The sequence below is a fragment of the Phyllobacterium sp. LjRoot231 genome, from assembly GCF_964253365.1.
In the GTDB taxonomy this organism is placed as follows: domain Bacteria; phylum Pseudomonadota; class Alphaproteobacteria; order Rhizobiales; family Rhizobiaceae; genus Phyllobacterium.
The window spans coordinates 1,112,693-1,131,405 of the sequence record NZ_CAXUQT020000001.1; the positions used below are offsets into that span (position 1 = coordinate 1,112,693).

An 18,713-nucleotide genomic window follows, 5' to 3' on the forward strand; every position below is an offset into this window, starting at 1 on the left:
CTTGATGATCTGTGCTCGTTATTTATCGAGGGAATCGAGCTTGCGCTGCATGGCGGCGATTTGTTCCTTCAACTCGTCGAGGCCCGTATCCTTCGCCGGTTTTTCAGGCGCAGGTGTCTCATTGGGCTCAGCCGCACCGGCTGTCTTGTTCAACGGAAAGGGTGTGAACATGCGCATGGCGTGCTGCAACATTTCCGTGTTGCGGCGAACCTGCTCCTCGACCAACTTTATCGGGGCGCTGACATTCATCATGTCCATTGGCGTCTTGCCGAACGCGGCGGTCAGCTGCTCTCGCATGCGCTCCTGCTCCTTGGCAAAGGCCGACATGGACTGTTCGAGGAACGTTGGAAGCACGACCTGCATCTGATCACCATAATAGGCAATCAATTGGCGGAGGAAGGGAATAGGCAGCATGTTCTGCCCGTCCTTGTTCTCAAGTTCGAAAATAATCTGGGTGAGGACTGAGTGGGTAATATCCTCGCCGGTTTTTGCATCCTGAACCGTAAAGTCCTCATTTCGCTTTACCATCTCGGCCAGGTCTTCCAACGTCACATAAGTACTTGTTCCGGTATTGTAGAGACGCCGGTTAGCGTATTTCTTGATGACGATGTCCCCGGTTTTTGCTGCCATTGTTCAACTCCCCAACTTCGCTTCCTTCGCCGAATTTGCGTGGCGGCTTACGGACAGACTTAAGAGGATAGGGGCAAAGCGCGCCAATTCAAAGCGATTTGTGCATTGCATTCAACGCAGTGCATTGTGGTCAATGCTGCAGCGCGAAGAGCGATATTTGCGCCTTAGACTTAAATGGGCCTTGTCAAACTGTTGCAGGCGGCTAATTCTGGCCGATATATGCTTTATGAATTCAGAATGACAAATATGAGGAAACGTTATGACCCAATCCATCGTCATCGCTAGCGCTGCCCGCACTCCTGTTGGATCGTTCAACGGTGCATTCGCCAATGTTCCGGCACACGAGTTGGGTGCGGCCGTTATCAAGGAAGTACTGAGCCGCGCGGGCGTTGACGGCGCCGATGTCGATGAAGTGATCATGGGCCAGGTCCTCGGCGCAGGCGAGGGCCAGAACCCCGCGAGACAGGCAGCCATGGCTGCCGGCATTCCCCAGGAAGCGACGGCTTGGGGTCTGAACCAAGTTTGCGGCTCTGGCTTGCGCGCAGTGGCGCTTGGCATGCAACAGATTGCAATGGGCGATGCGAATATTGTTGTTGCTGGCGGTCAGGAATCAATGTCCTTGGCGCCGCACTGCGCGCATCTTCGCAATGGTACAAAGATGGGCGACATGAAGTTGATTGATACGATGATCAAGGACGGCCTGACGGACGCGTTTCACGGTTATCATATGGGTATTACCGCTGAAAATATCGCCCGCAAGTGGCAGTTGACCCGCGAGGATCAGGACAAGTTCGCGCTTGGCTCGCAGAACAAGGCTGAGGCGGCCCAGAAGGCTGGTAAGTTCAAGGACGAAATCGTGCCGTTTACGGTCAAGACGCGCAAGGGCGATGTCGTGGTTGCCGACGATGAATATATCCGTCACGGAGCGACCTTGGACTCGCTGGCAAAGTTGAGGCCAGCTTTCGATAAGGACGGCACTGTGACCGCGGGCAATGCGTCGGGTCTTAATGATGGTGCCGCAGCGGTCGTGTTGATGAGCGAGGAAGAAGCCAAGCGCCGCGGGATCAAGCCACTGGCGCGCATCGCGTCCTGGGCCACGGCGGGGGTTGATCCGTCGATCATGGGAACAGGACCGATCCCGGCATCTCGCAAAGCCTTGGAAAAGGCTGGCTGGAAGGCCGAAGACCTCGACCTGGTCGAGGCAAACGAGGCGTTTGCTGCGCAGGCCTGCGCAGTCAACAAGGATCTTGGCTTCAACCCGGACATTGTCAACGTGAACGGTGGCGCAATTGCCATAGGCCATCCAATTGGCGCGTCTGGTGCTCGTGTTCTCAATACGTTGCTGTTCGAGTTGAAGCGTCGCAACGGAACTAAGGGCCTCGCGACGCTTTGCATCGGCGGCGGCATGGGCGTAGCGCTTTGCATCGAGCGCATCAAGGACTAGTGACGCTTCACCGGCCCAAGCATTATTGGGCCGGTTTTCGATGTCGGTGGCTGTCGCTGAAACCAAACCGCCGTTTCATGTTTTCATAACTACAGAGCGTTTGTACGAGATCAGTTTGAGGGAGGGGTAAATGACAAAAACAGCAATCGTTACAGGTGGAACGCGCGGTATAGGCGCTGCCATTTGCGTCGCTTTGAAAGCGGCGGGTTACAAAGTAGCGGCGAACTACGCCGGTAATGATGACGCGGCGAAAGAATTTAGCAAAAAGACCGGAATCGCGACCTACAAATGGGACGTTTCCAATTACGAGGAATGCGCAGCCGGTGTCGCCAAAATCGAAGCAGATCTCGGCCCCGTCGCCGTGCTGGTCAACAATGCGGGTATCACCCGTGATGCGATGTTCCACAAAATGACACCGAGCCAATGGAGTGACGTCATCAACACCAATCTCACCGGTCTGTTCAACATGACCCACCCGGTGTGGAATGGTATGCGCGATCGCAAGTTCGGTCGGGTGATCAATATCTCATCGATCAATGGACAAAAAGGTCAGGCGGGGCAGGCCAACTATTCTGCTTCGAAGGCCGGTGATATCGGTTTTACCAAAGCTTTGGCCCAAGAGGGTGCCCGCGCCGGAATCACTGTCAACGCCATATGCCCGGGCTATATCGGTACCGAGATGGTGCGGGCAATTGATGAGAAAGTGCTCAATGAGCGGATCATTCCGCAGATTCCGGTCGGACGCCTCGGCGAACCGGAAGAGGTTGCTCGCTGCGTCGTGTTCCTTGCTTCCGACGATGCTGGCTTCATTACCGGTTCTACGCTTACAGCCAATGGCGGACAATACTCAACCTGAATGCAATTAAATCGGTGCCGCTGCGCGTGGAAAAGGTGCGTGGCGGTTTACCTCTCGTCGATTATGGTTGTCCGAATCTGTGCGAGAACATTAACGATCAATCTGAATCTTGTCCTAGTAAAGCTTGGGATTCTCTTCGGCTTGTATGGATTCTGTCGTTGCAGCACAAAATATTGTGGTGAACAAAACGGGAAATCTCGGGAGGCGCTGATTCGTCGCTGATTCGTTCCGGCTTTGATCGAAGTGTTAATAGAAGTAGTCTTTCGAATGCCAAATGTATTAACTAATTATAAGGAATCATTCAGGTTTTTTAAACTTTGAAATATCGGAAGCGTGGTCATAATAACAAATTTACAAACGTACATACCTTAGAGACGGATCTGAGTGATGCAATCTTGAGCGATTCAGCATGTAGTGCGAATCTTGGCCTAAAAAGCTAAATATGGCCGTGAACAAATCAGGAATCTCATCCTAGAGCCATTTCGTAGCTGATTCGTTCTCCTCGCGTTCTATTTCTTCACGGAACACTCCGTGAATCGGTTCGCGATTGTTTATCTGGAGAGCCCCGCATACCTTTCTGTCGGACGCTTAAAATGCTAATCGCAGATACATGCCCGGCTCGCACCGCCTCGTTTGGCCGGTATTGGATTGTAATTGATGAACCTTATGCCTAGCCTCGAACTTCCCCTCGTCTTGACGGGCCGCGATGTTACAGCCGTCCTGGGGCCCACCAATACGGGAAAAACCCATCTGGCGATCGAGCGGATGCTTGCGCATCAGACCGGAATGATCGGTCTGCCACTCCGCCTGCTGGCCCGCGAGGTATATCATCGTGTGGCAGAACGGGTAGGCTTCGCAAACGTCGCGCTGATCACTGGTGAGGAAAAGATCAATCCCCCCGGTGCCCGCTATGCGGTCTGCACTGTCGAAGCCATGCCGCGCCAGACCGATATGGACTTTGTCGCTATCGATGAAGTGCAACTCGCCAATGATCTTGAGCGCGGTCATATCTTTACCGATCGTATTCTGCATCTGCGGGGGCGTCAGGAAACTCTGCTGCTCGGCGCAGCAACGATGCGTGGGATCCTTGAGAAGCTCCTGCGCGGGATTTCGGTTGTCACGCGACCGCGGCTTTCAAATCTCACCTATGCCGGGCCAAAAAAGATAACCCGCTTGCCTCCCCGGTCGGCCATCGTCGCCTTCGCCGCGGAGGAGGTTTATTCCATCGCCGAGCTTATACGACGCCAGAGCGGTGGTGCGGCAGTAGTCATGGGAGCGCTGAGTCCGCGTACCCGCAACGCTCAGGTTGATCTCTATCAATCGGGTGACGTAGATTACCTTGTTGCGACCGACGCCATTGGTATGGGTCTCAATCTCGATGTCGATCACGTGGCTTTCGCCCAGGACCGGAAGTTCGATGGCTATCAGTTCCGCAATCTGTCGCCGGGCGAAATCGGTCAGGTCGCGGGGCGCGCGGGACGGCATTTGCGCGATGGTACATTTGGTGTCACCGGACAGGTATCCAGCTTCTCCGAAGAACTCGTACAGCGTGTGGAATCGCATGCCTTCGATTCGGTAAAAATCCTGCAATGGCGAACTGCTCGCTTTGATTACTCCAGCCTTGATGCGCTGAAGCGATCCATCGACACGCCTGCGCCGGTTGAAGGACTGACCAGAGCGCTGCCCGCGGTGGATCAGCAGGCGCTCGAATATCTGTCCAACGACCCCGATGTCGCACCATTGGCCGATACCCCAGAGCGTGTTGCACTTTTGTGGGACGCCTGCGCCTTGCCCGACTATCGCAAGATCGCGCCGGCGCAACATGCCGATATCATCGCATCGATCTATACCGATCTCGCCGATAAGGGCCATGTGAATGAAAATTACATGGCCGAAGAGGTTCGCCGAGCGGATTCCACGGACGGCGATATCGATGCGCTTTCACGGCGTATCGCCCAGATCAGAACCTGGACTTTTGTGTCTCACAGGCCTGGATGGCTTGCAGATCAGGCACATTGGCAAGAAAAGACGCGTGAAATTGAGGACAGATTATCAGATGCACTGCATGAACGGTTGACGAAACGCTTCGTAGACCGCAGGACAAGCGTGCTTATGAGGCGCCTGAGAGAGAATACAATGCTAGAAGCCGAAATTAGCCCTGCCGGGGACGTTGTTGTCGAAGGGCACCATGTTGGACGTTTGGATGGGTTCCGTTTCACCACGGACGCTCAAGTCGACGGAACGGATGCGAAAGCCGTCAAAGCGGCTGCGCAAAAAGCCCTCGCGACGGAGTTCGAAAATCGCGCCGAGCGTTTTTCCGCTTCGGCAAATGGCGATTTTGCTCTTGGTTCCGACGGGACCTTACGATGGATCGGCGCTCCAGTTGCTTCGGTCGTCTCCGGAGAGCAAGCACTTAAGCCCCGCGCTGTGTTGCTGGCCGACGAGCAACTGACCGGGCCGGCACGCGACAAGGTCGCGGCCCGTGTCGATCGCTTCCTCGCCCATCATATCGATACGATCCTGAAGCCACTTGTCGACCTTGCCAATGCCGATGCGTTGGTTGGTATCACCAAGGGCCTCGCTTTCCAACTCGTCGAGAATTTCGGCGTTCTTCAGCGCCGTGATGTGGCGGAAGACGTTCGTGGCCTCGATCAGGATTCCCGCGCCGCTCTACGCCGTCTCGGCGTCCGCTTTGGCGCCTACCACGTCTTTCTGCCGGCGTTGCTCAAACCTGCACCGGCCGGTCTGCTGACGCTTTTGTGGGCGCTCAAGGAAGACGCCAAGGATCGCCCGGGATATGGCGATGTGGTGCAGGTCTTATCCGCCGGACGCACATCGGTGGTTACAGACCCGAGCTTTGATCCAGCCTTCTATCGGCTTGGAGGCTATCGTCTCCTCGGCCGGCGAGCCGTCCGCATCGATATTCTAGAGCGGCTTGCCGATCTCATCCGTCCCGCGCTTTCCTGGAAACCGGGAATCGGTTTACGGCCGGACGGCGCCTATGATGGCACGCGTTTTGTTGTCACGCCGTCGATGATGTCGATTCTAGGTGCCACTGCCGACGACATGGAAGAAATTCTGAAGAGCCTCGGTTATCGTCAGGAGCCGGTCGACGCAGCGATTGTCGCTGCAAAGCTGGTGGAACTCGATGCAGCACCAATGCCTGCCGCCGCACCGCAAGAAGTCGTGACCACTGTGGCGGAAACGGCTCCTGTCGAGGATATGACCTCGGCGGTAACGGAACCAACAACTGCTGTTGAACCCGTAGAGCCACTTGCGGAAACGCAAGCTGTGGCTGAACCGGTTACCGAAGCAAGCGAGCCCGCTGGAGAGCCCACCACCCTTGCGCCAGCCATACCTGAAGAAGCGCCAAAACCGATATTCCTCTGGCGGCAGGCGCGTTTCGACGGACGCAACAATCGCGGACATCAGGAGAAACGCGAGCATCCACGAGGTCAAGCGCGAAATGGTCAGGCCGAACCGCGTCCCGCCAGACCTGAACGCAACGAAAACCAGCAGAACGAGCGCGGTGAGCGCAAAGAGCATTTCCGCGGCAAAGGCAAGCCCGGCGGAAAGGAACGCTTCAAGCAGGACGGAAAGCCTGCGGACAAGCCACCGATTCATGCGAAGCGTCCGGAACGTGAAGAGCGCCCGGTCAAGATCGATATGGACTCACCCTTCGCCAAATTGCTGGCGCTGAAGGAACAAATGAAGAAATAGGATGGTGGGAACGGCCCCAAATGACGGAAGCGGGAGGCAGCGCATCGACAAATGGCTGTTCTTCGCGCGGGTGGTCAAATCCCGGTCCCTCGCGGCAAAGCTTGTGTCTGGTGGCGGTGTCCGATCCAACAAGGACAAGATCGATCAACCATCGCACGGCGTGAAGCCGGGTGACGTGCTGACGATTACTCTCGACCGGCGCATTCTCATCTACAAGGTGCTCTCTGGTGGGACGCGCCGCGGTCCGGCCGAAGAAGCGCGCACACTGTACGAAGACATCTCGCCGCCGCCTCCGCCCAAAGACGGCATCAGCAGTCTCGATGGATTGCCAAGGCGCGACACTGGCAGTGGTCGCCCGACAAAACGCGAACGGCGGCAGGTGGACCGGCTGATGCAAGGCGATCAGGATATTTCAGAGGATTGATGTCTGGATTTCAAATATTCGCCGTTGCGTCGAAATAATCTTCACTAGCGGCCGTCCAGATAAAATAATATTTCGCGAAATGTGCTAGCAAGAGACAAGGGTTGCTTGTAGCTCAGGCTTCGTGGTGCGATGAATGGCGCCGTGCGTACTTGGGTGTGGCCCATGTTCGGGTCCAACGGGGACGATCTCCGGAGCTTTGACATGATGCGGGCCGCGTTCTGGTGCCGCAGCTTATTTTCCCCTCTTGTCAGCCCGGCGTCAAATCGTTACCTCAACCGCTGACACGCTGATAGCGGTGTCTTCAGGAGCCAGCAAATGACTTATGTTGTGACCGACAATTGCATCCGCTGCAAATATATGGATTGCGTTGAGGTCTGTCCCGTCGATTGTTTTTACGAAGGCGACAATATGCTCGTCATCCATCCAGATGAATGCATTGATTGTGGCGTTTGCGAACCTGAATGTCCCGCGGAAGCCATCAAGCCGGACACCGAGCCGGGGCTCGACAAATGGTTGCAGATCAATGCGGAATATGCAGAAAAGTGGCCTAATATTTCCCAGAAACGCGACGCTCCTGCCGACGCCAAGGATATGGATGGCATTGAAGGCAAGTTTGAAAAGTTCTTTTCGCCGGAGCCCGGAGAAGGCGACTAATATTTTATTCGAGTTTAGAAATAAATAGTCGGGTTCTATCAAGGGGCAGGTCTTGCAATATTCCGCCTTTTGAGCAAACGCAGCAAAAAGTTGATTCTAATCACTTTTCGTGATATGGTTCCAGCATATGTGGATCATTGGACGTCAATTTCGTGGCGCTAAAGCATAAATCACCAATCGGCTAGATTTATTTCGGACTCGGCAGTTCAGGGCGTTGTGGTTTGTTTGCCCGTCAGGCTGTGTTGTCCGGAGTGCTTTTGCGTGACAATATTGGCGGCCGACAAACCGGGTTCCGGTTTCCAGTGATTGGTTTAGCCGGTGCGTTTTGCCGGGCGCAGCAAGGAGTAGTTAAGCGCATGACAGCAGTTCAGCAGAAAAAAACCGCCCAGCGTATCGGATTTAAAACGGGTGAGTTTATTGTATATCCGGCACACGGCGTAGGTCAAATTGTCAATATCGAGGAACAGGAAGTGGCAGGCCACAAGCTTGAACTGTTCGTTATTGATTTTCAGAAAGACAAGATGCGCTTGAAGGTACCGGTCGCCAAGGCAACAGCTATCGGTATGCGCAAACTTTCAGAGACAGACTACGTTGATCGCGCGTTGAAGGTTGTCCAGGGTCGCGCGCGTATCAAGCGGACCATGTGGTCGCGCCGCGCCCAGGAGTATGATGCGAAGATCAATTCAGGCGATCTGATCTCGATTTCGGAAGTCGTACGCGATCTTTTCCGCGCCGACAACCAGCCGGAACAGTCCTATTCCGAACGCCAGCTTTATGAGGCTGCGCTCGATCGCATGGCTCGCGAGATTTCTGCGGTCAACAAGATGTCGGAAACAGAAGCCGTGCGTCTTATTGAGGTTAACCTCGCCAAGGGGCCGAAGCGTGGTGCTAAGGCTGAAGAGAGTGAGGTTGAGGCAGACGTCGTTGTTGAAGACGAGCAGGAAGAGGCCGCGTAAAAGCGGGTTCATCCAATTCAATAAAAGAAGGCCCGGCAATGCCGGGCTTTTTTTTATTCGCTAATGATCTTGACCTTGTCGCCGGCGGAAACCGTTCCGCCGGGCGGCAATGCATTGATCAGACGGAAGAGATCGAGCTTGCGATCGGTTCCCATGATCTGGTTGGAGAGGCTGACCAGCGTGTCGCCTGGCTTAACCGTGACGACACGGATGCGCAGGGGCTTGATATTTGCCTTCTCTCCCGGCGTCAGCAGGTGAAAGCTCTGGATCACGGTCTGAGATGCCGGTATCAACGCGGTGCTTCCTGTTGGCGCAGCGGTCAGGAAGCGATAGATCCGGTTGCCGGCATTGACGACGAATATGTCGAATTCCCAGCGATCCGCGCGCGCTTTTGCGCTTGCGGCGGGCATGCCATTGAAAGTCGTCGCTTGAACACTCGCATTGTCCAGACCCGTTACCCAGCCGCTACGCATGTAGTCGGTCATTGTCGGGTTGCCGGAAACCTGCGTTCCGTCGAAGCGGATTGCCACTTCGCCGGGACCCGTTGCCATGACGGCGTCGGCGCTGTTGTCGATAACAAAACCGTCGGGAACGGTGAAGCTCACGCCAAGCAGCGGATGAACGAAGTTGCGTCCGCGAACGTAGCCTTCCTCCGGCGTGTCACCATAAAGAAGGCCGTCAATGCCCTGGAGGAAGGAATCGCGATCGGTCGTGCCGACACCCGGTGCGCCTATACGACGGGCGTGACCACGCGCAAGTTCTATGCGCTGTGGTGCTGAAGGGTGGCTGGCAAGAAAGTCGAGGCTGGCATCGGTCGCACCTGAGACACTGCGGAAATCCGCATAAGATGCCATGGATTGCAGGAAGCGGGCAGCCGCGAACGGATCATAGCCAGCCTCACCTATCATCTTGATGCCGATGGCGTCGGCCTGCAGTTCCTGGTTACGCGAGAACTGCGCCATGCGCAGCTTGCCCCGGATGAGCGCTTCGCGTCCAGCACTGTCGTCCTGCAAGACTTCCGAAACGACGCGACCGGCAATTTGTGCTTCCTGTTCGCGCTGCTGGCGTTCAATCCCGTGATTGGCGATCACATGACCCATCTCATGTGCGATGACGGCTGCGAGTTCGGCACTGTCATTGGCGAGGGCGAGAAGGCCGCGCGTCACATACAGATAGCCGCCGGGGAGCGCAAAGGCGTTGATGTTCGGCGAGTTCAGGATGGTGATGCGATAGGTATGCGTCGGATTATCGGAAACCGTGGTCAGGTTACCGACGACCTTGGCGACCATGCGTTCGAGCTTGGCATCCTTGTATTCACCACCATAAGTCGCAAGAATACGCGGATGCTGCTCGGCACTCAGTTTTGCCAGCCTGTCGTTCTTGGTGACATTATCAACCGTTACCGGATTGGACGAAGGTCCGAGCGCATCTTCCTTGCCGACATTGAGAACCTGGCATCCTGACAAAAAGGCAAGCAGCAATGTTGCCGACGCAAGATTCCGGACGCGAGCGGCAGGATGGAACCATCCGTTGCTTGTGGGGGAATTGTGCGAAGCCAGTATCATGTCCTCATTATCGTCACGCGCGCGCGCAAAACTTGTATGTACGTATTCTTGCTAGCCCGGCGAGCAGTTCTGGGCAAGAAATTCATTGGTCTCTTGAATGTGGCAAGGCGTCGAAAATATGTCAAAGGCCAGAGTCTTCTGCGCCGAGGTATTTTCGCAACAGCGACGGTCTCTTATCAGACAATAGTTCTTTTGCCGATCCGGAAGCCGCGATTTTACCGTTGTCGAGGAAAATTAGCCTGGAGGGCAGACGCAACGCATCATCCGGATGATGCGTGACCATAACTACGGTCATGCTGGTTTCTTCCTGCAGAATACCGACAAGGTCGAGCATCTCGTGTCGCAAAGCCGGGCCGAGAGAGGCGAATGCCTCATCCAACAGAAGTATTGGCCGGTTTCGTACGAGGGCGCGGGCAATCGCCACACGCTGACGTTCGCCGCCTGACAGCGCTTCCGGCTTTCGCTTTTCCTTCCCCGTCAGTCCGACCTTCTGAATAGCCTTGGCAATTGCCGCCTTGTCGGTCTCGTTGAGCTTGAGATCAGGTCTTCGACCCAGGCCGATATTTGCGGCGACATCGAGGTGCGCAAAGAGATTGTTGTCCTGAAAAACCATGGAGACAGGCCGTTCGGATGGCGCGGCACCAGTGACGTCGGTACCGCCGATCAAAATTCTTCCGGATTTGGCCGTTTCGAATCCGGCAATGAGATTGAGAAGCGTCGATTTTCCAGATCCACTCGGTCCTATGACCGCGGTGATCGTCGATGGCTCTATGGTAAGATCGAAATGCATCGCCATATCGCCATAGTCGAAATCGACCGCATCAAGGCGGATGTCGGCACCGCTTTGGGTTCGGGAGAGTTCAGCCAATGTTTCCGACCTCTCTCTTCGTCAGAGTGCCTGCACCTTTGTCAGCCGCGATCATCAGGAACAGGCACAGCACCCCAAGAATAAGCGCGAGACCTGCGGCGTCCTGTGTCCGATAGCTGCCCATGCGTTGCAGCAGTAAATAGGGCAGGGTCTGAACGGAATTGTTACCGAAGAGAGCAATCGTTCCAAGATCCCCGAGCGATAGCGCCATCGCAAAGGCGAAAGCGACGCTCGATGGCCGTTTCAGAACCGGCCAGTCGATCAGATGAAGCCGGTTCCGTCCGCTAATGCCCAATTGCGCACACAGCCTGTTGTGGCGGCTTGCCGCCGTATCCCATGTCGGGCGCAGAATGCGAAAAGCAAAGGGTATCGCCATCGCAGCGTTGACGCTCACGACCATGACGGGTGCTAGGCTGAATGGATCAGCAAAATGGCGCGACAGGATGAACCATCCGGCGCCGAGCACAATCGGCGGAACAACCATGATCAGGCTTGCGCCGCGATCAAGCGAGCGCTCGAACAGTTTTGGCGGTGCATAACGGCGTCGACTCGCCAGATATTCGCGGGCCATGACCAGCGCCAGGGAAATGATCAGCGACAGCGCAGCCGCGCTTGCTCCAAGGACTAGACTCGTCAGGATTGCACGCCACACAAGACTCTCGCCGAGAAGCCGGGTGAGATCGGCCGCCAGACCGGAAACCACGGTTCCAGCTATGGGTAGTGCAACGAAAAGCAGTCCGAGGATTATTAACGTGCCGTCCAGAAGCTTTGCTTTTCCTGTCGGCTGTTCAAAACGGCGTGTTGTCGTGCGCAGGCTGAATCCCTCCTCGGCAGGGCGTCCCGTCAAGCCCAGAACCGACAGAACCGCAATGGTCAGGCACAGCTGCACGAGCGTCAGCGAGACCGCTCGCGCAATGTCGAAATCGAAATGCAGCGACTGGTAGATCGCGACCTCAAGCGTGGTCGCCCGTGGTCCTCCGCCGAGCGTCAAGACGACGGTAAAGGACGTGATGCACAGCATGAAAATCAGCCCGGCAATGCCGGAAAGGTTGCGCAGGATCACTGGCCACTCGATCAGCCGGAACCGTGCCCATCCCCCCATGCCAAGTTGTGAGGAGAGTTTCCAATAGTCTTCCGGAATGGAATCGAGGCTCGAAAGGATAAGCCGTGTTGCCAGCGGCAGGTTGAAGAACACGTGTGCGATAAGGATGCCGGTCAGGCCGTAAATATTGGGAGTGACGTCCAGCCCGAGCCAATCGAAAAAAGCAGCAAGCAGACCATTGCGGCCATAGATGCTGGTGACGCCGAGCACGGCGACGAGGGCAGGCAGAGCAAGGGGCAGAGCGAAAAGCCGCAGGATCATGGCGCGTCCGGGGAAGGCCGGATGCGCATGCAGCGCGCGGGCGAGCGGAATGGCGAATGCCACCGAAAGCAGCATTGAGAGCAGCGCCTGCAGCAATGTGAAGCGGGTAATCCGCCACAGATAGCTGTCGAAGGCCGCGAAACCTTCCATGCTGCCGCTTAGCGCCTCGATAGCAAGACTGAGCAAAGCGCCCCCCGCAAGCAGGGCAAGAAAGGCGAGGGCGAGAGCCCCCGCCAATGGCTTCAAGGCGGTCAAAGCGCTACAGGCTCATGGCCGACAACCATTCGTCGATCCAGACCTTCCGATTCTTGGCCACTTCCTCCGGCGAAAAGATCAGGGTCTTTGCCGGCTTCACCAACGTGTCGAAGGCAGGGTTGAGTGGTCCGCTTGTCTTTGCCGCCGGAAACATCCAGTTGTTTTCGGGAATGGTGTCCTGAAACGATGTGCCGGTCATGAATGTCAGGAACTGGGCCGAAAGTGGATTTTTGGCGCCATTGGCGGTTTGCGCGGCCACTTCGACCTGCAGGTAGTGCCCCTCTTCGAATGCAGCGGCCTTGTAGCGATCGGTTTTCTCGGCGATCAGATGATAGGCAGGCGAGGTCGTATAGGAAAGAACCAGCGGTGCTTCGCCCTTGGTGAACAGGCCGTAGGCTTCCGACCAGCCCGGAGTCACTGTCAGAACGCGATCTTTCAGCTTGGCCCAGGCTTCGCCGGTCTTGTCGCCATAGACGGCCTTCACCCAGAGCAGGAGGCCAAGTCCCGGCGTCGAGGTGCGAGGGTCTTCGATAACGATCTTCTGTTTTGGATCGCCCTCGACCAATTGCTTCAGGCTCGCGGGCGGATTCTTGAGTTTTTCCGTATCGTAGATCACAGCGAAATAGCCGTAGTCGTAAGGAACGAAAGTATCGTCCTTGTAACCCCCCGGAATGTTGATCGCACTTGTGTCGATCCCGTGTGGGGCGAACAGTCCGGTTTCCTTCGCCTCATAGGTCAGGTTGGTATCGAGGCCGAGTACGACGTCCGCTTTGGTCGATGCACCTTCAAGCTTGAGGCGGTTAAGCAGAGCGACGCCATCGGTGACGGCGACGAAGTCCACGGTGCAATTGCATTGCTTTTGGAAAGCTTCCTTGACCTTTGGCCCTGGACCCCATTCGGCAGTGAAGCTTTCATAGGTATAGACGGTCAGTTTGCCATCGGCTTTTGCCGGTCCGGCAAGCGCAAGCGCGAGAACGCTCGCCATGCTCACAGATTTCAGAATAATGTCGAATGGCCGCATCGGCGCCTCCTAGAGTTAAAATTCAAAAGGATTGGTGCGCCGGCTACATGCCGCGTCTAATCCCTCCGCCGGTACAAACCGGATCAGGTTCCGCGGGTTGGCAGGATTTTTCCTGAAGCCTCTCAGCCGATCCTTGCGAATTGGCACCCCGTTAGAGCATTGCAAAGATTAGAGATAAAGCCTTGGCCGTGCAAGCAACATGCCTCGTCGGCCGAGCGACATGTTTTCCCGTTGCCACGCCCTCATCTGAGTCTGGCCATCGAATGATGGTGGGAAAGCCGGGCGGTCGTCGAAGCGCGTCTTGGTAGAATAAAAATGCGATCCGAAGACCGCCCGTCCGGCGTTTTTTGATCCCGTCCGTTCCGCGTCGGAAACGCCAGCGGCCAGGACTGCGCCCAGCCAATCTGCCGCCCTCACAGTGCTCGTCCAGCACGCACCGGCCTTAGTACCGGCAGGGGAACCCTTGGACAGAACTTCCCCGGACGGCGGGTCCGTTACCCGCCATCGGAGGCGCCGATCCTCTCCCCACTTCGAACGGCTCCGGAAGCAGTTCCCCATGGAAAGGACGCCGTTAGAATAAGTGATGTTTGGAGGGTGTGGATAAGTCGCCACGATTATTTTTGATCTGGAGGGCTCGCCGCGACGGCGCCGCCCCTTGCCCTCCCCCTTGTGAGGAGGGAGGCTGCGCAGCAGCAGGGAGGGGTTCTTTATCCAGGCGCATCTATCTCCCCGCCCTCACGCATGCTATGGGCGAAACATGAGCAAATTCGTTCTTCTTCTTGGCGGAACCGTCCACGTCACTGACCGTCTCCTGCGTCTTGTCGCCGGCGCGCGGGTGCTTGCAGCCGATGGCGGGATTGCGCATGCCGAATCGCTCGGGCTTGACCCAGAACTCTGGCTTGGCGATTTCGATTCGACCTCACCGGAACTCGACGCGTTATATGCCCACGTGCCGCGCGTTGTATTTCCAGCGGCCAAGGACATGACCGATGGCGAACTTGCCCTGAACGAAGCTTACCGCTTGGGTGCAACCGAGGTCATTCTGTGCGGTGCATTTGGCGGTCCGCGTACCGATCACGCGCTGCTGCATCTGACCATGGCGACGGCTCACGCGGCTGAAGGGCGAAAGCTTGTTCTCTCCAGCGGTTATGAGGAGGCACATCCTCTGGTTGCGGGCTCCTATGACTTCGATTTTGCCGATGGAACGCTCTTCAGCATTGTTGCATTTTCGCAATTACACGGACTTTTTATCCATGGCGCGCGCTGGCCGCTGGAAAATGTGGAACTTTCTTTCGGTTCATCGCTTACGGTGTCGAATGCCGTGCGTGGGAATCTCCACGTGTCACTTCATTCGGGTAAAGCGATCCTGATTGCTGCGACGCAAATCGCCTAACGCTTGTAAAATAAAGCGGAAAGTGTAATTGTTGGCACACAGCATTGGGGACGCAAGCTGGTGAGTTTGGTTTTAAAACGGAGAGGTCTTCCATGTTGAAAAGTTTGTCTACGATTGCAGTTGCGGGGCTTTTAGCGCTCTCGGTTGCCGGTTGCACGACCAGCGATCAGCGCGTAGCCGGTTATGGCGTCGGTGGTGCTGCACTGGGTGCGCTGGCCGGTGGCGCAATCACGGGTAGTGGCCGTGGTGCCCTCGCAGGTGCCGCGATCGGTGGTGCCAGTGGTGCCCTGGTGGGCGCTGCAACCAACAACAACAGTGGCGGCCGCTATTGCACTTACGAAAATCGCTATGGTGAACGCTACCGCGCGCCGTGCCGTCGCTACTAATCAGCTTACGATCCGAGAACGACATACAGGCCGGCTTACCGGCCTGTATCGTTTTGAAGGTTGCAGATGTTAAGCGAAGGCGCTGCGATCTTTCTTCTGCCGCATTACCAAAGCAGGGTTTGTGGCGTTCTATTTGATGTGAGAGGATTTTTAAGATGACAATTCGTTTGACCGCAATTGCGGTTTCCGCGCTTCTGGCCATGTCTCTAGCCGGTTGCGCAACCAGTGAGCAAAATCAACGTGCCGGGACGGGCGCTTTGATCGGTGGCGGCGTTGGTGCGCTGGCCGGCCAGGCTCTTGGACATGATACAAAGAGCACTGTAGTTGGTGCAGCAGGCGGCGCACTTCTTGGTGCAGTCATTGGTACAGCCACGACGCCCAAGGGCCAGAGTGGCAACTACTGCCGTTACCAGCGGCGTGATGGATCGATTTACGAGGCCCCGTGCGAAGGCACTGGCGGCGGCGGCGGCGGATACTGATCGCAACCGACTGATTTAAATCCAGCAGGCCGGAAATTCCGGCCTGTTTTGCTTCATGTCATTTGACAGCGGCGACAATCTCGCCGACAAGCACGGCGACCTTCGATCGTGGCTTCATTTTCCAGAACTGTAAACGTGCATGGCTCCCCCTCTTCTCCGTCTTGACCAGATAGCGCTGACATTTGGCGGCACACCGCTCTTGAGCGACGCGGCCATTTCCGTCAGCGAAAACGACCGCATTGCGCTGGTCGGCCGCAACGGATCGGGTAAATCCACACTGCTGAAAATTGCCGCCGGGTTTATCGCACCGACCGATGGCGAAGTGTTCAAGCACCCGGGGGTGACCGTGCGCTATCTGGCGCAGGCTCCCGATATGGACGGCTTTGCCAATGTGCGCGCCTATGTCGAGGCGGGTCTTGGACCGGCCGACGATCTCTACCGCGTCAGCTACCTGCTGGAACATCTCGGCCTGACGGGCGAGGAAGAGCCCGACAATCTTTCCGGTGGCGAAACGCGGCGTGCCGCCTTGGCCAAGGTGCTGGCGCCACAACCCGACATTCTATTGCTCGACGAGCCGACGAACCATCTGGATCTGACAACGATTGAGTGGCTGGAAGGCGAATTGCGCCAGATACGTTCTGCGATCGTGGTCATTTCGCATGACAGGCGCTTCCTGGAGAATGTCAGCCGCTCGACCATCTGGCTGGATCGCGGCGTGACGAAGCGTCTCGATCAGGGCTTCGGCGCTTTCGAGGAATGGCGCGACAAGGTTCTCGAAGAGGAAGAGCGCGATCTGCACAAGCTAGGGCGTCAGATCGTACGGGAAGAGCACTGGCTGCGCTATGGCGTGACGGCGCGGCGCAAGCGCAATATGCGACGTCTGGGCGATCTGCAGTCCATGCGCAGTGAGTTCCGCAATCACCGCGGCGCTCAAGGCAAGGCCGTGCTGAAAGCCAGCGATGCAAGAGAGTCCGGCAAGCTCGTCATAGAGGCGGAGCATCTCGTCAAAGCCTATGGCGATCTGGTGCTGGTCAATGATTTCTCGACGCGGATCCAGCGCGGAAACTGCGTCGGCTTTGTCGGGCCCAACGGTGCGGGCAAGACGACATTGTTGTCGATGCTGACCGGGGTGCTTGCGCCAGACAGCGGGTTTGTCAAGCTCGGTACCAATCTCGAGATCGCCATCCTCGACCAGAAGCGAGACAGTCTCAACCTCGAACAGACACTGTCCGATTATCTGACCGACGGGCGCGGCGAAAACGTCATCGTCAATGGCGAGCAGCGCCATGTTGCCTCCTATATGAAGGACTTTCTGTTCCAGCCAGAGCAACTGCGCACGCCCATTCGCGAGCTTTCCGGCGGTGAAAGGGCGCGGCTCATGCTGGCACGGGTTCTTGCGCGGCCGGCCAATTTGCTGGTGCTCGATGAGCCGACCAATGATCTAGACATGGAAACGCTCGATCTGTTGCAGGAACTGGTAGCCGGCTTTGCCGGAACCGTGCTCCTCGTCAGCCATGATCGCGATTTCCTCGACCGGACAGTGACGTCTGTCATTGCGCCTGAAGGTGATGGGCGTTGGCTGGAATATGCCGGCGGCTACACAGACATGCTGGCACAACGTAAGGAAGCTGCGCTGGCAACGCGCAAGGAGTTGAAGAGCGCCAAGCCGCAATCTGGTGGCTCAGCCGACAAGGCTCAGGTGCAGCGCGAGGAAAAACGCAAGCTTTCCTACAAGCAGAAATTCGCGCTTGAAACCCTGCCGGGAAAGATTGAAGCACTGCACGGCGAGATTGCTACGCTTGAGGAGAAACTGGCAGATCCTGAACTGTTCGCCAAGAACGCCGCATCGTTTAACAAGACGGTCGAAGAAATCGGAAAGAAGCGCCACAGCCTCGAAACCTACGAGCACGAGTGGCTGGAGCTCGAAATGCTGCGCGAAGAGATTGAAGGCTAATTCGCCTTTGGCGCGAGCTTGGTTGCCAGCGTCTCGATGCGGGTCGTCACTTCGGACAGCACGCCGGTGATCGCCGCGTCATTGTTGTCAGCCTTGGCCAAGGCCTCGTCACGACCCTTGCGGAGCGCTTCCGCTTCGTTTTCGAGACCCTTGACCCGCATCTGCAATTCGCTGAGTTCGTCCATGACCATGATGCCGGCCATGACCGTCAGACGCAAATCGCCGATCTCGCCAAATGATGATTTCAGATGTGTGACATAGCGGTCGAAACGTTCGGCAAGGCCGGTCAGGTGTTGTTCCTGGCCTTCGTCGCAAGCCATTCTGTAGGCTTTGCCGTCGATCGTAACTGTTACAGTGGCCATGGTTAGTCTCTTTCAGGTTTATCGATCAAGAACGGTGCGGATGGATTCCATCGCAGCCACGAGGCGGCGCGATACTTCCTTGTTGGCCGCTTCCAGACGCTCGGCCCGACCTTCCGATGCGTCGAGTTCCTGGGCAAGCTTGCGCCGGTCCATGTTCATGCGCTGCACTTCTTCTTCGGCCTCGGCAAAATCGCCTTCATGCTCGAGACGCACGTCAACCGCATCCTCCAGGGACGCCAAAGCTTTTACCAGTCTTTCAAGAACCTGTTTGAGGGTGGCTTCCGATGCCATTTCAACACTTCCCCATGTGTCAATCTTTTTAAACGAATCGCAAAAAGAAGAACAGCTTATCTTGGAGAGTCTAAGGGTTACATCAACGCCGC

General features: G+C 56.5%; 17 protein-coding genes and 1 riboswitch. Of the genes, 10 read left to right on the forward strand and 7 right to left on the reverse strand.

The window, feature by feature from the left end; genetic code table 11:
* Nucleotides 1-18: 18 nt before the first annotated feature.
* A complete protein-coding gene (phaR, locus tag ACSQ3H_RS05350) occupies nt 19-630 on the reverse strand; it encodes a polyhydroxyalkanoate synthesis repressor PhaR (RefSeq protein WP_436116091.1) in 612 nt (203 codons plus the stop codon).
* Nucleotides 631-889: 259 nt separating this feature from the next.
* Between phaR and ACSQ3H_RS05355 the strand changes: the two genes are divergently transcribed.
* The 6 genes from ACSQ3H_RS05355 (at nt 890) to ACSQ3H_RS05380 (ending at nt 8,684) form a co-directional block, all read left to right on the forward strand.
* A complete protein-coding gene (locus tag ACSQ3H_RS05355; protein WP_436116092.1) occupies nt 890-2,074 on the forward strand; it encodes an acetyl-CoA C-acetyltransferase in 1,185 nt (394 codons plus the stop codon).
* Between the two features lie 130 nt (nt 2,075-2,204).
* On the forward strand, nt 2,205-2,930 hold the full coding sequence (locus ACSQ3H_RS05360; RefSeq protein WP_436116093.1) for a beta-ketoacyl-ACP reductase: 726 nt from the start codon (nt 2,205-2,207) through the stop codon (nt 2,928-2,930).
* A gap of 657 nt (nt 2,931-3,587) precedes the next feature.
* Entirely contained in the window at nt 3,588-6,650 is a 3,063-nt protein-coding gene (locus ACSQ3H_RS05365; protein ID WP_436116094.1) for a helicase-related protein, read from the forward strand.
* A 1-nt stretch (nt 6,651) separates the two neighbouring features.
* Nucleotides 6,652-7,074: an RNA-binding S4 domain-containing protein gene (locus ACSQ3H_RS05370; RefSeq protein WP_436116095.1), complete on the forward strand. Its 423-nt coding sequence runs from the start codon at nt 6,652-6,654 to the stop codon at nt 7,072-7,074.
* 315 nt (nt 7,075-7,389) lie between these two features.
* A complete protein-coding gene (gene fdxA, locus ACSQ3H_RS05375; protein ID WP_436116096.1) occupies nt 7,390-7,728 on the forward strand; it encodes a ferredoxin FdxA in 339 nt (112 codons plus the stop codon).
* Between the two features lie 356 nt (nt 7,729-8,084).
* Complete coding sequence (locus tag ACSQ3H_RS05380; RefSeq protein WP_436116097.1) at nt 8,085-8,684, forward strand: CarD family transcriptional regulator; 600 nt, start codon at nt 8,085-8,087, stop codon at nt 8,682-8,684.
* Nucleotides 8,685-8,737: 53 nt separating this feature from the next.
* Here ACSQ3H_RS05380 and ACSQ3H_RS05385 read toward each other — a convergent pair whose 3' ends face one another.
* The 4 genes from ACSQ3H_RS05385 to thiB form a co-directional block, all read right to left on the reverse strand.
* Nucleotides 8,738-10,165, reverse strand: coding sequence for a M48 family metalloprotease (locus ACSQ3H_RS05385; protein ID WP_436119359.1), 1,428 nt, complete (start codon nt 10,163-10,165; stop codon nt 8,738-8,740).
* Between the two features lie 205 nt (nt 10,166-10,370).
* Nucleotides 10,371-11,045 carry a thiamine ABC transporter ATP-binding protein gene (gene thiQ / locus ACSQ3H_RS05390; RefSeq protein ID WP_436119360.1) on the reverse strand — a complete coding sequence of 225 codons (675 nt, stop codon included), beginning with the start codon at nt 11,043-11,045 and terminating at the stop codon, nt 10,371-10,373.
* A 64-nt stretch (nt 11,046-11,109) separates the two neighbouring features.
* The gene (gene thiP / locus ACSQ3H_RS05395) at nt 11,110-12,735 is read right to left on the reverse strand and encodes a thiamine/thiamine pyrophosphate ABC transporter permease (RefSeq protein ID WP_436116098.1); all 1,626 of its coding nucleotides are present in this window, start codon (nt 12,733-12,735) and stop codon (nt 11,110-11,112) included.
* 4 nt (nt 12,736-12,739) lie between these two features.
* Entirely contained in the window at nt 12,740-13,720 is a 981-nt protein-coding gene (thiB, locus tag ACSQ3H_RS05400) for a thiamine ABC transporter substrate binding subunit (protein WP_436119361.1), read from the reverse strand.
* 79 nt (nt 13,721-13,799) lie between these two features.
* Nucleotides 13,800-13,917, reverse strand: a riboswitch (TPP riboswitch).
* Between the two features lie 596 nt (nt 13,918-14,513).
* Between thiB and ACSQ3H_RS05405 the strand changes: the two genes are divergently transcribed.
* From ACSQ3H_RS05405 to ACSQ3H_RS05420, 4 genes are all read left to right on the forward strand, one after another.
* Nucleotides 14,514-15,149, forward strand: coding sequence for a thiamine diphosphokinase (locus ACSQ3H_RS05405; RefSeq protein WP_436116099.1), 636 nt, complete (start codon nt 14,514-14,516; stop codon nt 15,147-15,149).
* A 92-nt stretch (nt 15,150-15,241) separates the two neighbouring features.
* A complete protein-coding gene (locus tag ACSQ3H_RS05410) occupies nt 15,242-15,535 on the forward strand; it encodes a glycine zipper domain-containing protein (protein ID WP_436116100.1) in 294 nt (97 codons plus the stop codon).
* Nucleotides 15,536-15,690: 155 nt separating this feature from the next.
* Nucleotides 15,691-16,014, forward strand: coding sequence for a glycine zipper 2TM domain-containing protein (locus ACSQ3H_RS05415; protein ID WP_436116101.1), 324 nt, complete (start codon nt 15,691-15,693; stop codon nt 16,012-16,014).
* A 139-nt stretch (nt 16,015-16,153) separates the two neighbouring features.
* Nucleotides 16,154-17,968 (forward strand): ABC-F family ATP-binding cassette domain-containing protein, encoded by a 1,815-nt coding sequence (locus ACSQ3H_RS05420; RefSeq protein ID WP_436116102.1) that lies wholly within the window; start codon nt 16,154-16,156, stop codon nt 17,966-17,968.
* Here the strand turns inward: ACSQ3H_RS05420 and ACSQ3H_RS05425 are convergent.
* Together ACSQ3H_RS05425 and ACSQ3H_RS05430 are read right to left on the reverse strand one after the other, a co-directional pair.
* A complete protein-coding gene (locus ACSQ3H_RS05425; RefSeq protein WP_436116103.1) occupies nt 17,965-18,330 on the reverse strand; it encodes a cell division protein ZapA in 366 nt (121 codons plus the stop codon). The genes ACSQ3H_RS05420 and ACSQ3H_RS05425 overlap by 4 nt on opposite strands.
* An 18-nt stretch (nt 18,331-18,348) precedes the next feature.
* A complete protein-coding gene (locus tag ACSQ3H_RS05430) occupies nt 18,349-18,621 on the reverse strand; it encodes a DUF4164 domain-containing protein (protein WP_436116104.1) in 273 nt (90 codons plus the stop codon).
* Nucleotides 18,622-18,713 lie beyond the last annotated feature (92 nt).